Source organism: Aquamicrobium sp. YD-1-mutant5, from assembly GCF_059509755.1.
In genome coordinates, this window is sequence record NZ_JCAKKP010000013.1 from 50,692 (window position 1) to 70,032 (window position 19,341).

Below are 19,341 nucleotides of genomic sequence, written 5' to 3' on the forward strand. Positions count from 1 at the left end.
ATTCCATCGGATCGGTTGAAAGGACTTTGGCTTATCTGTCCGACTGTTGCCAGCGCGGATTGATCCAGGGTTCCAGATTGGACGGCGGCAGCGGGGTGCGGCCGAGAATATGATCAGCGGCCTTTTCGCCGGTCATGATCGAGGGTGCGTTGAGGTTGCCGTTGGTGATGCGCGGGAAGATGGACGAATCCGCGACCCTCAGACCTTCAACGCCGATGACCCGGCATTCAGGGTCCACAACGCTCATGGGATTATCAGCCCGGCCCATGCGGCAGGTGCCGCAGGGATGCAGCGCACTCTCGGCATGATCGCGAATGAAGGCATCGAGTTCTTCGTCGGTTTGCACATCACTGCCGGGAGAGATCTCCCTGCCACGATAGGGATCGAAGGCGGCTTGTGAAAAGATTTCGCGGGTGAGGCGGATGCAGTGGCGGAATTCCGTCCAGTCGTCAGGATGCGACATGTAGTTGAAGCAGATGACGGGTTTTTCCCACGCATCGGGAGAACGCAGCGTAACGCTGCCGCGCGATCTGGAGCGCATCGGCCCGACATGCGCCTGAAAACCGTGCGTGTCGGCGACCGCTTTGCCATCGTAACGCACGGCGGCGGGGATGAAGTGATATTGGATATCCGGGTAATCGATGCCAGCTGCCGAGCGCAGAAAGGCGGCGGCCTCGAAATGATTGGTGGCGCCGAGACCGCTCTTGAACAGCAGCCACTGTGCGCCGATCAGCGCCTTTGAGATCGGATTAAGGACCGAGTTCAGCGTGATCGGCTGGGTGGATTCCTGCTGGATATAGAGTTCCAGATGATCCTGGAGATTGGCCCCGACACCCGGCCGGTCGGCAACCACTGCGATACCTTTTTCTTGTAGATGTCGTGCGGGGCCGATGCCGGAAAGCATCAGGATTTTCGGCGAGTTGATCGAGGACGCAGCGACGATCACCTCACGTCGCGCTTTAACGACCTGAATCTGTCCGCGAACTTCGATCTCGACGCCGGTGGCGCGTTGATTCTCGATGATGACTTTTCGCGCGAAGCCGCTGACCAGACTCACATTTCTGCGTTTGAGGGCAGGGCGCAGATAGGCATTGGCGGTAGACCAGCGCCGGCCGCGATGGATGGTCTGTTCCATCGGCCCGAAACCTTCCTGCTTCGAGCCGTTGTAGTCAGCGGTCAGCTCGAAACCGGCCTGCTGGCCGGCCTCAATAAAGGCGGCGTAGAGAGGGTTTGCGCGCTTGCCGCGCTGGACGTGCAGCGGGCCGCTGGTTCCGCGCCAGCCTTGCTCGCCGCCGTGGGAGTGCTCCATACGCTTGAAGTAGGGAAGCACGTCGGCATAACTCCAGCCGGCAGCGCCTTCCTCCGCCCAGTGGTCGAAATCGCGGGCGTGGCCGCGCACATAGACCATGCCATTGATGGAAGAAGAGCCACCCAGAACCTTGCCGCGCGGCGTGGCGAGAACCCTTCCGCCCAGATGCGGTTCGGGCTCGCTGGAAAAACCCCAGTCGTAGAGCGGCATGTTGAGCGGGATCGACAGGGCGGACGGCATCTGAATGAGCGGGCCATAATCGGTGCCGCCATATTCGATGACGATGACCGAATGCTTGCCATCCTCGGAAAGCCGGTAGGCCATGGCCGAGCCGGCGGAACCGGAGCCGATGATGACGAAGTCTGCCTCATGCATGGCTATTCACCTCGCGGAAAGCGCTTCTGTTCTTCGAGGGTGTTGAGATCCATGTGGTTGCGCATGTAGCGTTCGGACGCTTTTTGCAGAGGTTGGAAATCCCACGGGAAGTAAGCGCCGTTGCGCAGCGCGGGATAGACGACCCAGCGCTGTGCCTGGCTCTGGCGCACGGCAGCGTCGAAGGCGGCCATGTCCCAGCGCGCACGGACTTTTTCCATGAAGGCAGCGACCAGACCGGCATTTTCGGGAGCGGCCGCAAGGTTTTCCCGTTCGAGAGGATCCGATTCCAGATCAAACAGTTGCGGCGGGTCGATCTCGCAATGCACGAACTTGTGCTTGCCGTCGCGGATGGCGACCAACGGAGCATAGGAGCCCTCCGCCGCATATTCCATCAGTACCGGCTCGCTGCGCTCTTTGCCCTGCATGAGGGGCTTCAGCGACTGTCCGTCCGTCCATGGCATGATGGCGGAAATGTCGATGCCGGCGAGGTCGCAGAGGGTGGGACAGATGTCGAGGTTCGAGGCAGGCGCATCGATATGGGCGGCGGTGATGCCCTTGCCGGCGATCATAAGCGGAACGCGCGCGGATCCCTCGAAGAAGCTCATTTTGAACCACAGGCCGCGCTCGCCCAGCATGTCGCCATGGTCGGAGCAGAACAGGATGATCGTGTCATCGGCCATGCGCGTGCGGTCGAGCACGTCCAGCAACTCGCCAACCTTGTCGTCGATATAGGAGATGTTGGCGAAATAGCCTTGCCGCGCGCGGCGCACCTGCTCGGGCTTGATGTCGAAACTGGCATAGTCGCTGGCGAGATAGAGGCGCTGCGAATGCGGGTCCTGCTCGTCATGGGCCATGAAGCCCACGTCAGGTTCCAGTTGCGGGCAGTCCTCGTAGAGATCCCAGTACTTGCGGCGCGCCACATAGGGGTCGTGCGGGTGAGTGAAGGAGACCGTCAGGCACCAGGGGCGGCGGTTTTCATCGCCGGACTGGCGCGACAGGTCGTAGAGCTTCTGGCCGGCGAGGAAGGCGACCTCGTCGTCATATTCCATCTGGTTGGTGATTTCCGCGACGCCCGCCCCTGTGACGGAACCCAGATTGTGATACCACCAGTCGATGCGTTCGCCGGGCTTGCGGTAGTCCGGCGTCCAGCCGAAATCGGCCGGGTAGATGTCGGTGGTCAGACGCTCTTCGAAGCCGTGCAACTGATCCGGTCCGACGAAGTGCATCTTGCCCGACAGGCAGGTGTGGTAGCCGGCGGCGCGCAGATGATGGGCGAAAGTGGGGATCGACGAGGCGAACTCGGCGGCGTTGTCATAAACGCCGGTACGTGAGGGAAGCTGGCCGCTCATGAAGGAGGCGCGGGCAGGCGAGCACAGGGGCGAGGCGGTGTAATTGTTGCGGAACCGGGCCGAGCGGGCCGAAAGGGCGCGAAGATGGGGCGCATGAAGAAATTCGGCCGGGCCATCGGGAAACAGGGTTCCGGCGAGCTGGTCGACCATGAGGATCAGGATGTTAGGCCGGTTGCTCATGATGAATTCGCCTGTTGTCTGAGTTTCGCATCGACATAATCCTCGACCAGCGAGGCCACACTTGCGGGATTGGGAAGACCGTCACGCAAGGCGCGGCGGATGTAGAGACCGTCGATCATGGCCGCGATTGCTTCCGCCATGCGCCGGGCTTCCGTGCGGCCGGCCAGCGGAACGAGCGCGCTCATCAGGTTGGAATTCTGACGCCTTGCATAAACGCGCAGCAGGCGGCGCAGCGGCGGGGAATTCTGAGCCTCCACATAGAAGGCCAGCCACGCATGCACGGTTTCCTCGCGAAACTGTGCGGCATTGAAATTGACGGCGATGATCGCGGACAGGCGCTCGCGCGCCGTGGTGGCGTTTTTAAGCGCCACGACCGCGTCACGGCCCAGATCGACCAGCAATTGTCGCATCGTGGCCTGCAAAAGCACTTCCTTCGGGCCGAAATAGTGATGCGCAAGGGCGGAGGAAACGCCGGCGCGCCCGGCGATTTCCGAAACGGTCACGTTCAGCGTGCCACGTTCGCCCACGGTGGAAATGGTAGCGTCGATCAGCGCCCGGCGGCGCAAGGGCTCCATTCCGATTTTTGGCATTCTGGCTTCTCCTTAGGGCAAGTGTATTTTTGATTGACTAATCAATCAATGAAAAATCGAGCAATTTGTACCTGACCCACAACAAGGTGCTTTACGAGGCCGGCGGGGTGGTTATCCTGCGCGGATCAGAGTGCCGTGATCAGCCGGACAGCTGAACGGACAGGGAGATGTTGTCATGACCGCATGTATCGTCGGCTGGGCGCATTCGCGCTTCGGCAAGCTGGAAGGCGAAACGCTGGAAAGTCTGATTGCCAAGGTAGCCGCTGAAGCGCTGGAACATGCGGGCATCGGACCGGAAGACGTGGGCGAGATCGTGCTCGGTCACTTCAACGCAGGATTTTCGGCGCAGGATTTCACGGCGAGCCTCGTGCTCCAGACAGATGACCGCCTGCGCTTCAAGCCGGCGACGCGGGTGGAGAACGCCTGCGCGACCGGATCGGCCGCCGTGCGGCAGGGCATCCGGGCCGTCGACTCGGGCGCGCGTTTCGTTCTTGTGGTGGGCGCCGAGCAGATGACGACCACGCCGGGACCGGAGATCGGCGCCAATCTCCTGAAGGCATCCTATCTGCCGGAAGACGGCGACACCCCGGCAGGCTTCGCCGGCGTGTTCGGCAAGATCGCCCATGCCTATTTCCAGCGTCATGGCGACCAGTCGGACGCGCTTGCCGCCATTGCCGCCAAGAACCACAAGAATGGCGTTGAAAACCCCTATGCACAGATGCGCAAGGATCTGGGCTACGATTTCTGCCGGCAGGAAAGCGAGAAGAACCCGTATGTTGCGGGACCTCTCAAGCGCACCGACTGCTCGCTCGTCTCGGACGGCGCCGCAGCAATTGTGCTGACGGATGCCACGACGGCGCTGTCGATGCGCCGTGCCATCGCCTTCCGCGCCAATGAGCATGTGCAGGATTTCCTGCCGATGTCGAAGCGCGACATATTGCTGTTCGAGGGCTGCGAACATGCCTGGGCGCAGGCGCTGAAGAAGGCCGGCGTGACCCTGGACGATCTGTCTTTCGTGGAGACGCATGACTGCTTCACCATTGCCGAACTGATCGAGTATGAGGCGATGGGACTGGCGAAACGCGGCGAGGGCGCGAAGCTGGCGCTAGAAGGCTATACGGCCAAGGACGGCAAGCTGCCGGTCAATCCTTCCGGCGGCCTGAAATCAAAGGGCCACCCGATCGGCGCAACGGGGGTTTCGATGCATGTGCTGACCTCGATGCAGCTTGCCGGCGAGGCGGGCGGCATTCAGGTGCCGAATGCAAAGCTGGGTGGCATCTTCAACATGGGAGGTGCGGCTGTCGCCAACTATGTATCGATTCTCGACCGTATCCGCTAAAGCGGATTCATAACTGACGCGAAGCGCGCGAGCGCTGCGAGCGGTTTTCGCAGTTCCGAAATTAGATCGCCTCATGATTCGATTTCGGAATTGCTCTGGCCTGGGAGGAGCCGGCAGACGTGACAAATCCGGTACTGGCAGAGGTTCTTCGCGGAACTCTGGTGGAAAGCGTTCATCGTGGTTCGGTGGCGGTTTTTGATGGCGACGGAAAATCCGTCTGGGAAATCGGGGAGACGCACCGACCGGTCTTTCCCCGCTCTGCGGTAAAGCTCATTCAGGCTTTGCCACTGGTCGAGAGCGGTGCGGCGGACGCTTATGGATTTGGAGATCGTGAGCTGGCTCTGGCTTGCGCGTCGCATTCCGGCGAGCCCCTGCATGCCGAGACGGCGCTTTCGATGCTGCGGCGCGCGGGGCTGGATGAAACAGCGCTGGAATGCGGCTGCCACTGGCCGGACAACCATGCCGCCACCATAGCGATGGCGCGGGCAGGCGGCGAACCCAATGCGCTGCACAACAACTGTTCGGGCAAACATGCCGGATTTCTCTGCACCTGCTGCCATTCCGGCATCGCCCATGAGGGCTACGTGAAGGCGGATCACAGGCTGCAGGGGCTGGTACATGATGCCATGGAGGCAGTGACCGGGGCGGCCCATGACGTGGACAGTTGCGGCACCGACGGTTGCTCGATCCCGACCTATGCGGTTCCGCTGCGCGATTTCGCGATGGGGTTTGCCAGAATAGCGACCGGAAACGGCTTGCAGCCGGAGCGGGCAAAGGCCGGACGGCGGCTGATGTCGGCCTGCATGGCGGAGCCCTTCATGGTTTCGGGAACCGGCCGTGCCGACGAGGCTCTGATGAAGGCCGCGCCCGGTCGCATCTTCGTCAAGATGGGGGCAGAGGGCGTCTATTGCGCCGCGGTGCCGGAACTGGGCTTCGGTATCGCGCTGAAATGCGATGACGGAGCCGTCCGCGCGGCTGAAGCGATGATTGCGGGCGTTCTGGCGAAGCTTCTTGAAAAGGACGAGCCGCTTGCGGAGGAACTGCGCAATCTGGCGCACAAGCCCATCATGAGCCGCAATGGCGCGAAGGTCGGCGAGGTTCGCCCGGCCGCATTTGCGGACTGAGCCGCCATGAGCAGGGCGTTTACCCGGGAGGACGATAACGAAAGCGCGATCGCAGCCCTTGGCGAGCGCCCTGTGAGCCCGCATCGCAATCTCGTCACGCAACGCGGTCTGGCGCTTATCGAGGTGGAAATCGTTCGGTTGCGCGAAGAGATCGTGCGCGCCGAGGCCGAAGGGGATCGGGAACGACTGGAGCTTGCCGCACGCGATCTGCGGTATTGGGGAGCGCGGCGCGAGAATGCCGAGCTGTCCGTTCCGGATGCCGATTCCGATGTCGTTCGCTTCGGCATGACCGTGGCGCTGGAAGATGAAGACGGCAAGACGGCCAGATGGCAGATCGTGGGGGAGGACGAGGCCGAGCCCGGCAAAGGCTCGATCTCGCATATCTCACCCATGGCGCAGGCTCTCTTCGGCAAGAAGGTTGGCGAACTGATCACCGTCAACGGTCGCGAATGGGAGATCGTCGACCTGATCGCAGAAGCTTGAAGACGACTGGCTGCCCAGAGCGTTTTCAGGAAAAGTGGAAACACTTTTCCGGTTCGGAAAGGCGACTAACCGAAGGCTCCGGGCGACGGCGGGTGCTTTATTCCTGCGCGACCGTTTCCACGCTTCCGTCGAAGAACAGGGGATGCAGAGCCTCGCAGAAGACCACGCCATCCGTCGGCGCCGGATGGCGCTCTGCGGCGAGGGTCGCCACTGAGGCCGCAGCATCAGCGTTCTGTTGAGTTGCTGATACGGTCCGGCGCTGACTGGACGCGGTCTTTACCCGGTTCTGGATGTGACCGGCTTTCAGGCTCGGCAGAATCCCGCCTTCCTGCTCGATCCGCTGAAATTCCGCCCAGCCCTGCTGGCAAAAATCTTCGACCAGTTCATCGACGCCGGGAAGGTCTGCCTGTTCCTGCGCGACGAGCATCTGCAGATTGCGGGCGATGCGGCGGGCATTTCCTTCCGGAAGGCCGTGAGCGATCGTGTGTGGCAGGACCGCGATCGAATCAGCGCCTCCTGCGGCAGCGCCGAAAACCGCAGCGGCATTACGGGCGACATTGCCGGAAAGATCCTGTCGCCCGACGATGCGCATGGAGGTTTCTGCGTGGATTTCGGTGGGCGTCGGTGAAATTGAAAAGCTTTCCTGAAGGCGCGCCCAGAGTAGGCGCAGAGCCTTGATCTTGGCGGCAGATGCCAGAGCATCGTCATCAACGCCAACGGCAAACCCGATATGCGGGGCGGCATAGACCAGAGCTTGCCTGGCTTCCTGAAACAGGCGCAGATGCGCTGCGGCGGAAGCCAGCATGGCACCAAGCTCCTGCGCTTCGGTGGCGCCGGCATTGTGCAGAACGCGGCCGTCCGCTTCGAGCAGAATGCCGGGCACATCCATGGCGAAGAAATAGGCCAGAGATTGCGGCATCGAGGCCTGCAATGCCTCGATGGTCATGCGCAGACGGCCCGTGCCGGCAAATGTCGCGGCCGGATCTATGCCGAAGGACAGGTTGAGACGTGAAGGATCGATATTTCCCTTGCCAAGGCTTCCAACCAGCCAGTCGGCCATGGCGCGGCTGGCCGGGTGAACGTCAAGCCGCAGGTAGATCCTCTCGAGCGGCACATCTTCAAGAATCCGTCCGAGCGCCTGGGGCGTCCCCGGCAGACCATACCCAAATGCATTGGGAGCGCCATCGAAGACCAGTGAAAGCCCGGTCGCGCCTTGTGCGAGATCGTCTGCGATCTGGGCACGCGCGCGCTCCACATCGGGGTCGTCAATGCGCTGACAGATCGCCCAGCGCGGTTTGCCGGAAGCGGCTGTGATAGCACCGTCGCCAAGCGCCTGTTCGGCAATAGCTTTCCAACGGTTGTCCTGGCCGTGGCGATCTGCTGCTGTGTCGGTCAAGAATATGGTCCTTTACTGCTACCCGGGGAGAGCGCCGCGCCGGCCCGGATGTGGTGCACTGTAAGGTCCCTGTTCACGTACGGCAATGCAGCAGATGAGGCAGGACGGAACTTGCGCCTTTGAATTTGGCTTTCGCCTTACTATACCTGCGAAACTGGCCGGTTTCCTGCCGGCCACTCGATCGCGGAGAATTCATGATGGCGGCTGAAGACAGCATTTTCATGGGTGCCAGCCGGAAACCTGATGACAGCTATCAGCGGCCGGAAGAATTGCTGCTGCGTTATGGCAATCGCCACGGCCTGGTTACCGGCGCAACGGGTACGGGTAAAACCGTGACCTTGCAGGTTCTGGCGGAGGGCTTTTCCAATGCGGGCGTGCCGGTGTTCTGCGCCGACATAAAGGGTGACCTTTCAGGTATCGCCATGATGGGCGAGGCGAAAGATTTTTTGCAGAAGCGGGCCGCAGAAGTCCGCCTCGATCCCTATGAGTTTCAGGAATTTCCGGTCATCTTCTGGGATCTGTTCGGCGAGCAGGGACACCCCGTTCGCGCCACCATTTCCGAAATGGGGCCGTTACTGCTGTCGCGGCTGATGAACCTTACAGACGCGCAGGAAGGGGTGATGAACATTGCCTTCCGTATCGCCGACGAGGAGGGCCTTCTGCTCCTCGACATGAAGGATCTGCAGGCGCTTCTGGCAAATCTGGCCGAGCGGGCCCCGGAAATCGGAGCGCGCTACGGCAACGTCACAAAGCAGTCGGTCGGTGCCATTCAGCGCTCGTTGCTGATTCTTGAGCAGCAGGGCGGCAACCATTTCTTCGGCGAGCCGGCGCTGCGCATTGATGATCTGATGCGTACCACGCGGGACGGACGCGGCGCCATCAACGTGCTTGCCGCCGACAAGCTGATGATGAGCCCGCGCCTTTATGCGACTTTCCTGCTGTGGCTGATGTCGGAACTGTTCGAGGTGCTGCCCGAAGTCGGCGATCCCGACAAGCCGAAGCTGGTCTTCTTCTTCGACGAGGCGCATCTGCTGTTCGACGATGCGCCCAAGGCGCTGGTCGACCGGGTGGAGCAGGTGGTGCGGCTTATTCGCTCGAAGGGGGTTGGCGTTTATTTCGTGACCCAGAATCCGCTCGACGTGCCGGAAACCGTGCTCGCGCAACTGGGTAATCGTGTACAGCATGCCCTGCGCGCCTATACGCCGCGTGAGCAGAAGGCGGTGAAAACCGCAGCCGACACGTTTCGCCCCAATCCGGATTTCAATTGCGCCACGGCAATCACCCAGCTCGGCACCGGCGAGGCGCTGGTTTCCACGCTGGAGGACAAGGGCGTGCCTTCGATGGTGCAACGCACATTGATCCGTCCGCCCTCCTCAAGGCTTGGGCCAATCACACCGCAGGAACGGCGGGATATTCTCAGCGTCAGCCCTGTCGCCGGCCAGTATGATCAGCCGATCGATCGCGAATCCGCTTTTGAAATGCTGCAGAAGCGCGCTGCCGAGGCTCAGACAGCGCAGCAGCCACAGCAGCAGACCCGGAGCCAGGCGGGTGGCGGAGGAGGGGGCGGGTGGACCTTGCCGGATTTTGGCAACACACCCGCACCGACCAGCCGCACGCGCAGAGCGCCGGCGCCGCGCGCATCGAACCGGCAGACCGTTACGGAAGCGGCTGTGAAGTCGGTTGTGCGTTCAGTGGGGTCTTCGATCGGGCGCGCGCTGGTGCGCGGCATTCTGGGGAGCCTGACCCGCAAGCGCTGATTTGCGCCAGCGGCGCTTAAACGGAACTCTGCTCAGAACAGCCCCGAACATTGAACGTCCAAAAAGAAAACGGCGCCACAAGGCGCCGTTTCTTCATTCGTAAAGTAATCTGTATCAGCGCGCCTTGCGCTTGCGGCCGAGGCCCATCTGCTTGGCAAGTTCCGAACGAGCGGCTGCATAGCTGGGAGCAACCATCGGATAATTGGCGTCCAGGCCCCACTTCTCGCGGTACTGCTCAGGCGTCAGATTGTAGTGTGTCATGAGATGGCGCTTGAGCGATTTGAACTTCTTGCCGTCTTCAAGGCAGATGATGTAGTCGTCATGGACCGATCTCTTGGGATTGACTGCCGGCTTCTGCTTGTCGACGGGCAGGGGCTCGGGTGACGCGCTGCCGGCGACGCGGCCAAGAGCTGCATGGACATCGGCGATCAGATTGGAGAGTTCGGATGCCGGAACGGGGTTGTTGCTCACATAGGCTGCGACGACATCAGCAGTAAGTTCGATAAGCGTATCGATATTTTTCGGGAACGTGTCGGCAGTGTCCATGTTCGTGAAATCCCAACGAGAGACATGATAACGATGCCGATGATCAGTGCATGGCATCTGCGGAATTTAATGGCGGGAGCGTCAGCGATTCGCTCAGCGTCAACTTCATGATCCCAGATGACTGTCAAGTCAATCGCATATGTTCTTTGGTGGCATAATGCTCAATGATTTTTTTTGACCGCCTAGTTCAATTATCAATACACAACTACATACTGCCTCAATACGAGCTGTCGTTCATCTGCCTGACAAAGCAAAGAGTATTACAATATGTATCTCCCATGGCAGACGGGACTTGAACGCTGGTGAGCAGCATGTTCTTTGAACTGTGAAATAAATGGAAAGCTTAAGATGACGACAAAGGCACCCTTCGGTTCCGCGCAGGCTCCCCGCCCTGTGAAAGTCCCCGTCGAGGACACGCGGCACGGTATAACCCGCACGGATGAATATGCCTGGATGCGGGCCGACAACTGGCAGGAAGTCTTCCGCGAGCCTGCACGGCTCGCCGCCGATATCCGCGCTCATCTTGAAGAAGAGAATGCATATCAGGCGCAGTTGATGTCTGACACGGCCGGGCTGCGCGAGACGCTTTTTTCCGAGATGAAAGGACGCATCAAGGAAGACGATTCGTCGGTGCCTATGAAAGATGGACCCTTTGCTTACGGTTCGTCTTACCGCATGGGTGGCCAGCAGCCGCGTTATTTCCGCAAGCCGGCCCAGGGCGGAGATGAGGAGATATTGCTGGATGGCGACCATGAAGCTGAGGGAAAGCCCTATTTCCAGCTCGGAGGCATCGACCATTCGTCCGACCACAAGCGCCTGTTGTGGGCCTATGACGACAAGGGTTCCGAATTCTACACGCTGCGTGTACGTGATCTTGCCACGGGCGCCGAGCTTGCAGACAGTATCGAAAGCACGGGCGGTGGCGGCACATGGGCATCCGATAATAACGGCTTTTTCTACACGCTGCTGGACGATAACCACAGGCCGTCGAAAGTATTCTTCCACCAGATCGGCGATGATACTGCCAATGACCGTCTGATCTACGAGGAGACGGATCCCGGTTTCTTCATGAGCGTCGGAGGCACACGCCGCAACGACTGGATCATGATCAGCATCAGCGACCATGAGACTTCGGAATATCGCATCCTCAACGCAGCCGACCCTCTTGGCACGCCGCTGCTGGTCGCCGCGCGCGAGGCGGGCATTCAGTATGATCTGGAGGAAGGTGGGGACATATTCTTCGTGCTCACCAACGAAGGCGGAGCGAGAGACTTCAAGATCATGACCGCTCCGGTTGCAGACCCGGTTCGTGCCAACTGGACCGAGCTGGTTCCGCATCAGCCGGGTCGCCTGATCCTGTCCATCACGGGGTTTCGCGATTACCTCGTCCGGCTCGAACGGCTCGATGGTCTGCCGCGCATCGTCGTTCACGAACGCGCCACCGGCGAGGAACATGCCATTGCCTTCGACGAGGAAGCCTACTCCCTCGGCATGGCAGGATCATATGAATATGACACGGACGTTCTGCGCTTCTCCTATTCGTCGATGACCACGCCGGCGCAGGTGTTTGACTACGATATGCGCACGCACCAGCGCACCCTGCTCAAGACGCAGGAGGTTCCCTCTGGTCACGATGCCGACGCCTACGTCACCCGCCGCCTGATGGCCACCGCACCGGATGGCGAGGCCGTGCCTGTCTCCCTGCTTTACCGGCGTGATACGCCGCTGGATGGTACAGCTCCGTGTCTGCTCTATGGGTATGGCTCCTATGGCATCACCATTCCCGCATCCTTCAACACCAACTGCCTGTCGCTGGTGGATCGCGGCTTCGTCTACGCGATCGCCCATGTGAGGGGCGGCAAGGACAAGGGCTATTCTTGGTACGACGACGGAAAAAAGGCGCACAAGCAAAACACCTTCCGCGACTTCATCGCCGTCGCAAAATATCTCGTCAATGAAGGCTACACGTCGCATGACCGCATCGTGGCGCAGGGTGGCTCGGCGGGCGGCATGCTGATGGGCGCGATCGCCAACATGGCGCCGGAAGCCTTCGGCGCCATCGTCGCGGAAGTGCCCTTCGTGGATGTGCTCAACACAATGCTCGACGCGTCGCTGCCGCTCACGCCGCCGGAATGGCCGGAGTGGGGGAATCCCATTGCCTCGGAAGAGGATTACAGGACGATTGCCGCCTATTCCCCATACGACAATGTCGGCGCTTTCGACTATCCGCCGATCCTGGCGCTGGCCGGGCTCACCGATCCGCGCGTGACCTACTGGGAACCGGCGAAATGGGTAGCACGCCTGCGTGACACCAAAAGCGGCGACAATCCCGTACTGTTCAAGATCAACATGGATTCGGGCCATGCAGGCGCATCAGGCCGCTTCTCGCGGCTGGAGGAGATAGCTTACACCTATTCCTTTGCCCTGAAGGCTACCGGCAAGGCGGACGTGAAGCCCGCCACCTGACAGCGGTCGCTACTGGCGCGCCGGATAACCGTTCTGGCGTGCCGGTATGGCTTTCAGGTAGGCCGCGATCGCTTCGCGGTCTTCGCTGGTGAGTTCCGCCATGTTCTTCTGCACTTCCACCATCGATCCGCCGACGGAATCGAAGTCTGGCGTAAAGCCCGTTTCGAGATAGCCGGCAATGTCGGATTCCGACCAGTCGCCGATGCCACCTTCACCGGCGGTGATGTTGGGCACAACACCTTCGCCTTCTGCCGCAACCGCGCCGGCGAGCCACTGGTTCCTGTCGCTTCCACCGGCGAAATCGCGCGGTGTATGGCATTCGCCGCAGTGGCCCGGGCCCTCGACCAGATAGCGCCCGGCCAGAACCTTGTCCGGCGCGCCTTCGGCGAATTCCACCACCGGCCGATCGTCAAGATAGAGAAGCTTCCACAGCCCGATCCCGCGGCGGATGTTGTAGGGGAAGGCCAGATCATGCGGAGCTGTATGCCCGGCTACCGCAGGCAGCGTCTGCATGAAGGCGAACAGATCGGCTATGTCCTGCGGTTTCATACGGGCATATGACGCATACGGAAACGCCGGGTAGTAGTGGCGCCCGTCCGGGGAAACGCCTTTCAGCATTGCGGCGGCAAAATCGTCGAGCGTCCAGTTCCCTATGCCGTCATTTTTGTCTTGCGAGATATTCGGCGCGACGAAGGTGCCGAACGGTGTGGCAAGCTCCACACCGCCGGCAAGCGTGAAGCGCGCATCGCCTTCTGCGCCCTTGGCGGCATGGCAGGAAGCACAGCCGCCGGCATGGAACATACGCGCTCCGCGTTCAGCGTCTCCCGGCGCGGCAGAGGCCATGATTTGGGAATCCAGGCGCTGAGGGGCGGAGGCGACCCATCCCGCAACTGCGCCCAGTCCAACCACAACGCCAAGAGTGACGGCGATTTTTCCGCGTCTGGACATTGGGGCCGGTCAGCCCTTGCGGACGCGGAACGTCTCGTGGCAGGCGCCGCAGCTTGCGCCGATGGCGCCGAAATTCGCCTTGAGTGCATCGACGTCAGCCGGCGCATCGGTCACGGCCGCGTTGACGGCGGCCTCGAACTTGCCTTCGGCAGCCTTGAAGCCGTCCGGATCTTCCCAGATTTTCGGCGCGGCGGTCGTATCGCCCGTATCCGAACCAGCCGGATAAAGCGCCTCGACATCGAACTTTTCGGCGTTAGCCTGCATGTCCTGCAGGGTCTTGAGAACGGCAGCCGCGTCAAAGGGGGTCTCGCCCTTCACCACTTTGGAAAGCTCGCCAGTCAGCTTGCCCCGCTCTTTCATCAGGGCCTTGCGGTCGGCCAGAGTGTCGGCAAATGCGGCAGAGCCGGCAAGGGCGAAGATGGAAATGGCGAGTAGAAGCTTTTTCATGTCTGGCTCCGAATCTGATGAAGAAACGTGGCTGCTCCGACAGAATCGGAGATGGTGCTAAACTGTCTCAAAATCTGGATGATTTCGCTTCACGCTTGCGTGAAGCTTTGGTGAAGACCTGAAGAACGAAACCCCGGGGTTTTCCCCGGGGTTTCACGCTGAAACGATCAGGCGTTCGCCTTTTCGTACAGCTCAAGGACATAATCCCAGTTGATCAGGCTGTCGACGAAAGCCTCCAGATACTTCGGACGCGCGTTGCGGTAGTCGATGTAGTAGGAGTGTTCCCAGACGTCGACGCCGAGGATCGGCGAAGCGCCGTGAACCAGCGGGTTCTCGCCATTGGGGGTCTTGGAGATCTCCAGCTTTCCATCCTTGACCGAAAGCCATGCCCAGCCGGAGCCGAACTGCGTGGTGCCGGCGTTGATGAAATCGGCCTTGAACTTGTCATAGCCGCCCAGATCGCTGTCGACGGCCTTCTGCAGGGCGCCCGGCAGCTTGTTGCCGCCGCCGTTCTTCTTCATCCACTTCCAGAAATGGATGTGGTTGTAGTGCTGGGCCGCGTTGTTGAAGAGGCCCTGATTCTTGCCGAAGGACTGTTTCACCACTTCTTCGACGCTCAGGTCGCCCAGCCCGGCTTCGGCGGCCAGCTTGTTGCCGTTGTCGACATAGGCTTTGTGGTGCTTGTCATGGTGATATTCGAGCGTTTCCTTCGACATGAAGGGCTGAAGCGCCTCATAGTCATAGGGAAGTTCGGGAAGTTCGAAAGCCATTCGTCTTACTCCTCAAATAAATCCGGGGGGTTGCCGGACTAACATAGGTCTGTAAGCCCCGGGAACAACACCCCGCGGGCATGCATCACTCCCCGTTCAGCCATTCGCTGAGGGGGAGTCGAATGCGCTTCTCTCAATAGAGGGCTCGCGGCATCTTGACCATTGGTCCAGATGCTAAATGCCCGCTTCCGAAGCGAACAAACTGCTCCTGATCCGGAGAGCCGCATTGCCGGGATGGCGATCACAAAGACGTCATATCGGTTGGCCGGTGAGCGGAGGGATAATCTGTTTACCTTCCTTTCAGCCGCCCCATATAGGGTTCACACAACCCGTTGCCGATCGGCAACAGTGGAACCTTAGTCACATGTTCGCCTTTATTTGTCCTACCTGCGGCCAGATTTGGCGCTACCTATCGCCCCTGTCGGGAGCGGCGATGCCGGCAACGGCTTCGCCCATGTGAACAGTAGAGAAAGATCGAGACCACAATTCATGGCAACAGATTCACCTCCCGTCCTGCTGACCAGACGCCGTTTTCTCAACCTGACGGCAATGGGAGCCGCCGCAGCCACCGTTTCGGCCTGCACCACCACGGCTCCCCCGGTGCCCCTGAAACCTGCGGAACCGCAACCCCATCCCGAACTCGGCAGCTACGACATCATGTACGGGCCCGTTTTCGATGGCGGCTATGAAATTCCGGCCGTTCCCTATCGCAAGATCGATTCAAAGTTCCTGCGCCAGATCGTTCCCGATCCGACAGGCGAACGCCCCGGTACAATTGTCGTCGATACGTCGCAGCACTACCTTTATCTGGTGCGCGAGGGCGGACAGGCCATCCGTTATGGTGTTGGCCTTGGCCGTGCCGGTTTCGAATGGGCGGGGCGCGCGGTGGTTCAGTACAAGCGCGAATGGCCCAAGTGGACCCCGCCGGACGAGATGATCGCCCGCCAGCCTGAACTCGAAAAATACAGCGTCCGCAATGGCGGCATGCCTCCGGGGCTGATGAACCCGCTGGGCGCGCGCGCGCTCTACATTTTCCAGAACAACGAGGATACGCTCTATCGTATCCATGGTTCTCCGGAATGGCACTCGATCGGCAAGTCCATTTCATCGGGCTGTGTGCGCCTGATGAATCAGGACATCATCGATCTCCACAGCCGCGTTCCCGGCAAGACGCCGATCGTCGTCACCAACGGGCTTGGCGCCCGGGTCGCCAGCTACGATCCGAGTGGCACGCCGGTCGATGCCGGGGTGCCGGAAGATTCCACATTGCTCGGCCGCGCCACCCGCTCCTGGTTCTGAAGAAGCCTTAAAGTTCGAAGAGGTGGCCTTCCTGCGGCCTCACCCAATCGAAAAAGCCCCCTGCAGATATCAGGGGGCTTTTCAGTTTCGACTGTCATCACACAATAAGCGCATGCGACGGAGAAGTCGGCTTGCCATTGTCCCTGAGCTGATCGCGCGCCTGCTTGAGAGCTATGTGACGGTTCAGATCGTAGTTCCAATGCCGGCGCAAGCCTCGCAGACGTTCGCGCTCCAGAAGGCGTTCTATGCGGTCAAGCAGCTTCGTTCTTGCCGCTCCCTCACTGACAGACGCTTCTCCCACATCGATCCCGCATAAAATTTGCAACGCTGCCAGTTGTCCGGCGTGCCTGGCATGCAGCCGTTTCTGTTGGCCGAAAGCTTGCGCCTGCTCCTTCAGCGATCGCATGTGCCACCTCCTGTGAAATCGGGGCTTACTATCGGCCGGGGGAACCGCGGTGGGGAGTAAATGCATTGCGGCCGGAAGCAGTAATTCTGCAATTTCAAATGAAATCAATATGTTATCCCCATGAAAAGCTGTACGTAGTTCTTTGTTTGTTCACATGTCGGCGAACACCCTCTATAAGGAATCTATTCCTATGGTGGAGGAAATTTCGTGCACGCCAACATGACCGCTATTCCAGATGATCCCATTCATCCGATAGTCAAACCTGCTCCGGATGGAGAGCCTGAACATGCCTTTCCCAAACGGCGTGACGAGATCACGCTGGACGTCTGCGAATGCCTGATCGACATAGCTTCGGCGCTGTTTTCGCTTTCATCGAAGGAGCTGCGCAAACCCGGACGCACGTCGCAGCCGGTGGCACGGGTGAGGCAGATCGCCATGTATGTGGCGCATGTCGTTCTGCGGTTGTCGATGGGTGATGTGGGACGCGGTTTCGGGCGCGATCGCACGACGGTGGTTCACGCATGCCAGACCATTGAAGATCTTCGTGACGATCCCGAGTTCGACCGGGTGGTGCATATGTTCGAGCAGATTGCCTCGGCAGCTTTCCGCAACCGGCTGGGGATATGAGCATGCATGCTTCTTCCCGCGAGGTGCCGTTGCGCGTCCTGAAATTCCTGCAGAAGGGACCGGGTCAGATCAGCCCGGCGGCGCAGACAAACAAGGTCCTGATTGAAGCCGGTGAGCGCGGTACCGTCAGTGTCGGACGAGTGCCTTTCGATTGCCTGGTCGCGGAACAGATGCTGATGCTGAACGGCAATTGTGTCTCCGTGACGCCTAAGGGAGAGCGGATGATGCGTGAAATGGATGCAGCACGTGCTTCCGACACTTCGCCGAGAGATATCGAAACCATCTGCGTCGATGCGGGCGAGGGCCCGCGGCTGACCCAGATAAATCTGGCGGAATCGCCGCTTGCACAACTGGCGCGCTTGCGAACGAAGGCCGGCGCTGCCTTTCTGACAGCGCGAGAGTTCGAGGCGGGCGAGCGGCTGCGGGCCGATTACACCCGGGGCCAGCTCATGCCCCGGCTGGGTGCCAACTGGATTGCAAGTGTCGCTTCCGGCAAGCGCTCGGGCGGAGGTGGTGCTGCAGAACTTACAGATGTCGCTCTTGGCGCGCGGATGCGGGTAGAGAAAGCCATTGCGGCAGTTGGACCCGAATTGTCAGGCGTGCTGATCGATGTGTGCTGTTTTCTCAAGGGCATGGAAACCGTCGAGGCTGAACGCGCATGGCCGGTACGCTCGGGAAAGGTGGTGCTCAAGACGGCTCTGGCGGCACTGGCCCGCCACTATTGGCCGGGTGCGGCTCAGCAAGGCGGCAAGCCAGCCCAGATGCTGCATTGGGGCGCACAGGATTACAGGCCGAACCTGCACGCGCGCTAGAAAAAAGACTGGAAGCGGAGCGTCTGAGGCTCGGCTCAGGCGTTCTCACCTGCCTTTTGCGCATCGGTTCGGATGCGGTTGACCATGGAGCGCAGTCCGTTCGAGCGCTGTGGGGTCAGATGCTCGTCAAGGCCCAGCGTGCGCAATGTGCCTTCGGCATCGGTCGTCAGAATTTCGCTGGCCTTGCGGCCGGAGTAAAGGGCGAGAAGGATCGCCACCAGACCCCGCACGATATGGGCGTCGGAATCACCCGCAAAAGTGACGACCGGATCAGGCCCCGTTCCATAGCGGGTGGTCAGCCACACCTGACTGACACAGCCGGGAACCTTGTTGGAGGGTGTGCGCTCGCTGTCGGGGAACTCGGGCAGGGCTTCGCCGAGTTCGATGACATAGCGGTAGCGCTCCTCCCAGTCGTCGAGGAGGGCGAAGTCTTCGGTGATGCTCTGGATCGTCGTACTCATGCCGAACGATATAGTTCGGTGGCAGCCGGGCGTCACGGAAAAAAGGCGAGAACGCGGAAGACGCTCTTCAGGAGCGTCCGAAGCAGATCAGTTGGCGGGCCTGATGGAGCCGGTCGTGACAGGCTCTTTTGGCGCGGTAGCCGGTTGCGAAGGCGCATCCTCGATTATGCTCACCGCCATGCGTGCTGCCAGTTTGGCGCGCTCCGTCACCGTGTGGAGCGCAGAAGCGCCGGTCTCGCACACGTCCGGCTGGCGTTCGCACATGCCGGCGATGTCGCCGACAGCATCCTTTGCCGCCAGAAGCGCCTGGATGGGATTGACGTTTTCGCGACCCTCCCCGTCTGGCCCGACATCAAAGGGAAGAGCCAGCAGAACGAGCGAAAACCAGAACGCAAACCTGATCAGGAAACCCATATCCGTCTTCTTTCCAGAGCACCTGTCTTCAACAAAACCAGTTTAGCCGGGCCGGCCAAATGAGCGATTGCAAGCAAGAGGACAACTTTATTAAAATTTGAAGCAATGGACTTCCCGCTTTCATTTACACCCGCCGACCTGAACGGGGCATGAAGCCCACGCCTTTCGTTGCGGGTCGTGCCCTATCCGTTTGATTCGCTGTGGAAAGCCGCGTTCTCTGTGGTGGTCTTGAAAGACGTGTCG

General features: G+C 60.5%; 19 protein-coding genes. 8 read left to right on the forward strand and 11 right to left on the reverse strand.

Going from position 1 to position 19,341, the window contains the following annotated elements:
* Window positions 1-31: 31 nt before the first annotated feature.
* From betA to betI, 3 genes are read right to left on the reverse strand one after another with little or no spacing between them, the layout of a single operon-like run.
* Window positions 32-1,684: a choline dehydrogenase gene (gene betA / locus AC5XE7_RS16110; protein ID WP_495366803.1), complete on the reverse strand. Its 1,653-nt coding sequence runs from the start codon at window positions 1,682-1,684 to the stop codon at window positions 32-34.
* Window positions 1,685-1,686: 2 nt separating this feature from the next.
* Window positions 1,687-3,213: a choline-sulfatase gene (gene betC, locus AC5XE7_RS16115; RefSeq protein WP_495366804.1), complete on the reverse strand. Its 1,527-nt coding sequence runs from the start codon at window positions 3,211-3,213 to the stop codon at window positions 1,687-1,689.
* The gene (gene betI, locus AC5XE7_RS16120) at window positions 3,210-3,803 is read right to left on the reverse strand and encodes a transcriptional regulator BetI (protein ID WP_495366805.1); all 594 of its coding nucleotides are present in this window, start codon (window positions 3,801-3,803) and stop codon (window positions 3,210-3,212) included. Before betI ends, betC begins: the two co-directional genes overlap by 4 nt.
* Window positions 3,804-3,978: 175 nt before the next feature.
* Between betI and AC5XE7_RS16125 the strand changes: the two genes are divergently transcribed.
* The 3 genes from AC5XE7_RS16125 (at window position 3,979) to AC5XE7_RS16135 (ending at window position 6,749) form a co-directional block, all read left to right on the forward strand.
* The gene (locus AC5XE7_RS16125; protein WP_495366806.1) at window positions 3,979-5,142 is read left to right on the forward strand and encodes an acetyl-CoA acetyltransferase; all 1,164 of its coding nucleotides are present in this window, start codon (window positions 3,979-3,981) and stop codon (window positions 5,140-5,142) included.
* 119 nt (window positions 5,143-5,261) lie between these two features.
* Complete coding sequence (locus AC5XE7_RS16130) at window positions 5,262-6,266, forward strand: asparaginase (protein ID WP_495366807.1); 1,005 nt, start codon at window positions 5,262-5,264, stop codon at window positions 6,264-6,266.
* A gap of 6 nt (window positions 6,267-6,272) precedes the next feature.
* Entirely contained in the window at window positions 6,273-6,749 is a 477-nt protein-coding gene (locus AC5XE7_RS16135) for a GreA/GreB family elongation factor (protein WP_495366808.1), read from the forward strand.
* A 97-nt stretch (window positions 6,750-6,846) separates the two neighbouring features.
* Here AC5XE7_RS16135 and AC5XE7_RS16140 read toward each other — a convergent pair whose 3' ends face one another.
* Window positions 6,847-8,145 carry a methylmalonyl-CoA mutase family protein gene (locus AC5XE7_RS16140; RefSeq protein ID WP_495366809.1) on the reverse strand — a complete coding sequence of 433 codons (1,299 nt, stop codon included), beginning with the start codon at window positions 8,143-8,145 and terminating at the stop codon, window positions 6,847-6,849.
* 197 nt (window positions 8,146-8,342) lie between these two features.
* On the opposite strand from AC5XE7_RS16140, the gene AC5XE7_RS16145 reads away from it, so the two are divergent.
* The gene (locus AC5XE7_RS16145; protein WP_495366869.1) at window positions 8,343-9,902 is read left to right on the forward strand and encodes a helicase HerA-like C-terminal domain-containing protein; all 1,560 of its coding nucleotides are present in this window, start codon (window positions 8,343-8,345) and stop codon (window positions 9,900-9,902) included.
* 114 nt (window positions 9,903-10,016) lie between these two features.
* Here the strand turns inward: AC5XE7_RS16145 and AC5XE7_RS16150 are convergent, their stop codons facing one another.
* Window positions 10,017-10,448 carry a Ros/MucR family transcriptional regulator gene (locus AC5XE7_RS16150; RefSeq protein ID WP_183828446.1) on the reverse strand — a complete coding sequence of 144 codons (432 nt, stop codon included), beginning with the start codon at window positions 10,446-10,448 and terminating at the stop codon, window positions 10,017-10,019.
* A 348-nt stretch (window positions 10,449-10,796) separates the two neighbouring features.
* On the opposite strand from AC5XE7_RS16150, the gene AC5XE7_RS16155 reads away from it, so the two are divergent.
* Entirely contained in the window at window positions 10,797-12,914 is a 2,118-nt protein-coding gene (locus AC5XE7_RS16155) for a S9 family peptidase (RefSeq protein WP_495366810.1), read from the forward strand.
* A gap of 9 nt (window positions 12,915-12,923) precedes the next feature.
* On the opposite strand, the gene AC5XE7_RS16160 is transcribed toward AC5XE7_RS16155, so the two are convergent.
* The 3 genes from AC5XE7_RS16160 to AC5XE7_RS16170 all read right to left on the reverse strand — a co-directional run bounded on the left by AC5XE7_RS16160 (window position 12,924) and on the right by AC5XE7_RS16170 (window position 15,079).
* A complete protein-coding gene (locus tag AC5XE7_RS16160; RefSeq protein ID WP_495366811.1) occupies window positions 12,924-13,862 on the reverse strand; it encodes a cytochrome c in 939 nt (312 codons plus the stop codon).
* A gap of 9 nt (window positions 13,863-13,871) precedes the next feature.
* The gene (locus tag AC5XE7_RS16165; protein WP_495366812.1) at window positions 13,872-14,309 is read right to left on the reverse strand and encodes a c-type cytochrome; all 438 of its coding nucleotides are present in this window, start codon (window positions 14,307-14,309) and stop codon (window positions 13,872-13,874) included.
* Window positions 14,310-14,476: 167 nt separating this feature from the next.
* Window positions 14,477-15,079 (reverse strand): superoxide dismutase, encoded by a 603-nt coding sequence (locus tag AC5XE7_RS16170; protein WP_495366813.1) that lies wholly within the window; start codon window positions 15,077-15,079, stop codon window positions 14,477-14,479.
* Window positions 15,080-15,568: 489 nt separating this feature from the next.
* Between AC5XE7_RS16170 and AC5XE7_RS16175 the strand changes: the two genes are divergently transcribed.
* The gene (locus AC5XE7_RS16175) at window positions 15,569-16,378 is read left to right on the forward strand and encodes a L,D-transpeptidase (RefSeq protein ID WP_495366814.1); all 810 of its coding nucleotides are present in this window, start codon (window positions 15,569-15,571) and stop codon (window positions 16,376-16,378) included.
* 97 nt (window positions 16,379-16,475) lie between these two features.
* Here AC5XE7_RS16175 and AC5XE7_RS16180 read toward each other — a convergent pair whose 3' ends face one another.
* Complete coding sequence (locus tag AC5XE7_RS16180; RefSeq protein WP_495366815.1) at window positions 16,476-16,784, reverse strand: cytoplasmic protein; 309 nt, start codon at window positions 16,782-16,784, stop codon at window positions 16,476-16,478.
* 207 nt (window positions 16,785-16,991) lie between these two features.
* Here AC5XE7_RS16180 and AC5XE7_RS16185 point away from each other — a divergent pair, with 207 nt between their 5' ends.
* Together AC5XE7_RS16185 and AC5XE7_RS16190 are read left to right on the forward strand one after the other, a co-directional pair.
* A complete protein-coding gene (locus AC5XE7_RS16185; protein ID WP_287945234.1) occupies window positions 16,992-17,411 on the forward strand; it encodes a helix-turn-helix domain-containing protein in 420 nt (139 codons plus the stop codon).
* A 2-nt stretch (window positions 17,412-17,413) separates the two neighbouring features.
* Complete coding sequence (locus AC5XE7_RS16190) at window positions 17,414-18,223, forward strand: DUF6456 domain-containing protein (RefSeq protein WP_495366816.1); 810 nt, start codon at window positions 17,414-17,416, stop codon at window positions 18,221-18,223.
* 35 nt (window positions 18,224-18,258) lie between these two features.
* Here AC5XE7_RS16190 and AC5XE7_RS16195 read toward each other — a convergent pair whose 3' ends face one another.
* Complete coding sequence (locus AC5XE7_RS16195) at window positions 18,259-18,684, reverse strand: SufE family protein (protein WP_280200066.1); 426 nt, start codon at window positions 18,682-18,684, stop codon at window positions 18,259-18,261.
* Window positions 18,685-18,771: 87 nt separating this feature from the next.
* A complete protein-coding gene (locus AC5XE7_RS16200) occupies window positions 18,772-19,098 on the reverse strand; it encodes a DUF5330 domain-containing protein (RefSeq protein ID WP_239800963.1) in 327 nt (108 codons plus the stop codon).
* Window positions 19,099-19,341 lie beyond the last annotated feature (243 nt).

Excerpts from the sequence above, each read along its gene's own strand:
- AC5XE7_RS16155 (WP_495366810.1), top strand. The coding sequence starts at position 10,797 with ATGACGACAAAGGCACCCTTCGGTTCCGCGCAGGCTCCCCGCCCTGTG.
- AC5XE7_RS16200 (WP_239800963.1), bottom strand. The coding sequence starts at position 19,098 with ATGGGTTTCCTGATCAGGTTTGCGTTCTGGTTTTCGCTCGTTCTGCTG.
- AC5XE7_RS16125 (WP_495366806.1), top strand. The coding sequence starts at position 3,979 with ATGACCGCATGTATCGTCGGCTGGGCGCATTCGCGCTTCGGCAAGCTG.
- AC5XE7_RS16195 (WP_280200066.1), bottom strand. The coding sequence starts at position 18,684 with ATGAGTACGACGATCCAGAGCATCACCGAAGACTTCGCCCTCCTCGAC.
- betC (WP_495366804.1), bottom strand. The coding sequence starts at position 3,213 with ATGAGCAACCGGCCTAACATCCTGATCCTCATGGTCGACCAGCTCGCC.
- AC5XE7_RS16165 (WP_495366812.1), bottom strand. The coding sequence starts at position 14,309 with ATGAAAAAGCTTCTACTCGCCATTTCCATCTTCGCCCTTGCCGGCTCT.
- betI (WP_495366805.1), bottom strand. The coding sequence starts at position 3,803 with ATGCCAAAAATCGGAATGGAGCCCTTGCGCCGCCGGGCGCTGATCGAC.
- betA (WP_495366803.1), bottom strand. The coding sequence starts at position 1,684 with ATGCATGAGGCAGACTTCGTCATCATCGGCTCCGGTTCCGCCGGCTCG.
- AC5XE7_RS16145 (WP_495366869.1), top strand. The coding sequence starts at position 8,343 with ATGGCGGCTGAAGACAGCATTTTCATGGGTGCCAGCCGGAAACCTGAT.
- AC5XE7_RS16190 (WP_495366816.1), top strand. The coding sequence starts at position 17,414 with ATGCATGCTTCTTCCCGCGAGGTGCCGTTGCGCGTCCTGAAATTCCTG.
- AC5XE7_RS16180 (WP_495366815.1), bottom strand. The coding sequence starts at position 16,784 with ATGCGATCGCTGAAGGAGCAGGCGCAAGCTTTCGGCCAACAGAAACGG.
- AC5XE7_RS16150 (WP_183828446.1), bottom strand. The coding sequence starts at position 10,448 with ATGGACACTGCCGACACGTTCCCGAAAAATATCGATACGCTTATCGAA.
- AC5XE7_RS16160 (WP_495366811.1), bottom strand. The coding sequence starts at position 13,862 with ATGTCCAGACGCGGAAAAATCGCCGTCACTCTTGGCGTTGTGGTTGGA.
- AC5XE7_RS16175 (WP_495366814.1), top strand. The coding sequence starts at position 15,569 with ATGGCAACAGATTCACCTCCCGTCCTGCTGACCAGACGCCGTTTTCTC.
- AC5XE7_RS16170 (WP_495366813.1), bottom strand. The coding sequence starts at position 15,079 with ATGGCTTTCGAACTTCCCGAACTTCCCTATGACTATGAGGCGCTTCAG.
- AC5XE7_RS16135 (WP_495366808.1), top strand. The coding sequence starts at position 6,273 with ATGAGCAGGGCGTTTACCCGGGAGGACGATAACGAAAGCGCGATCGCA.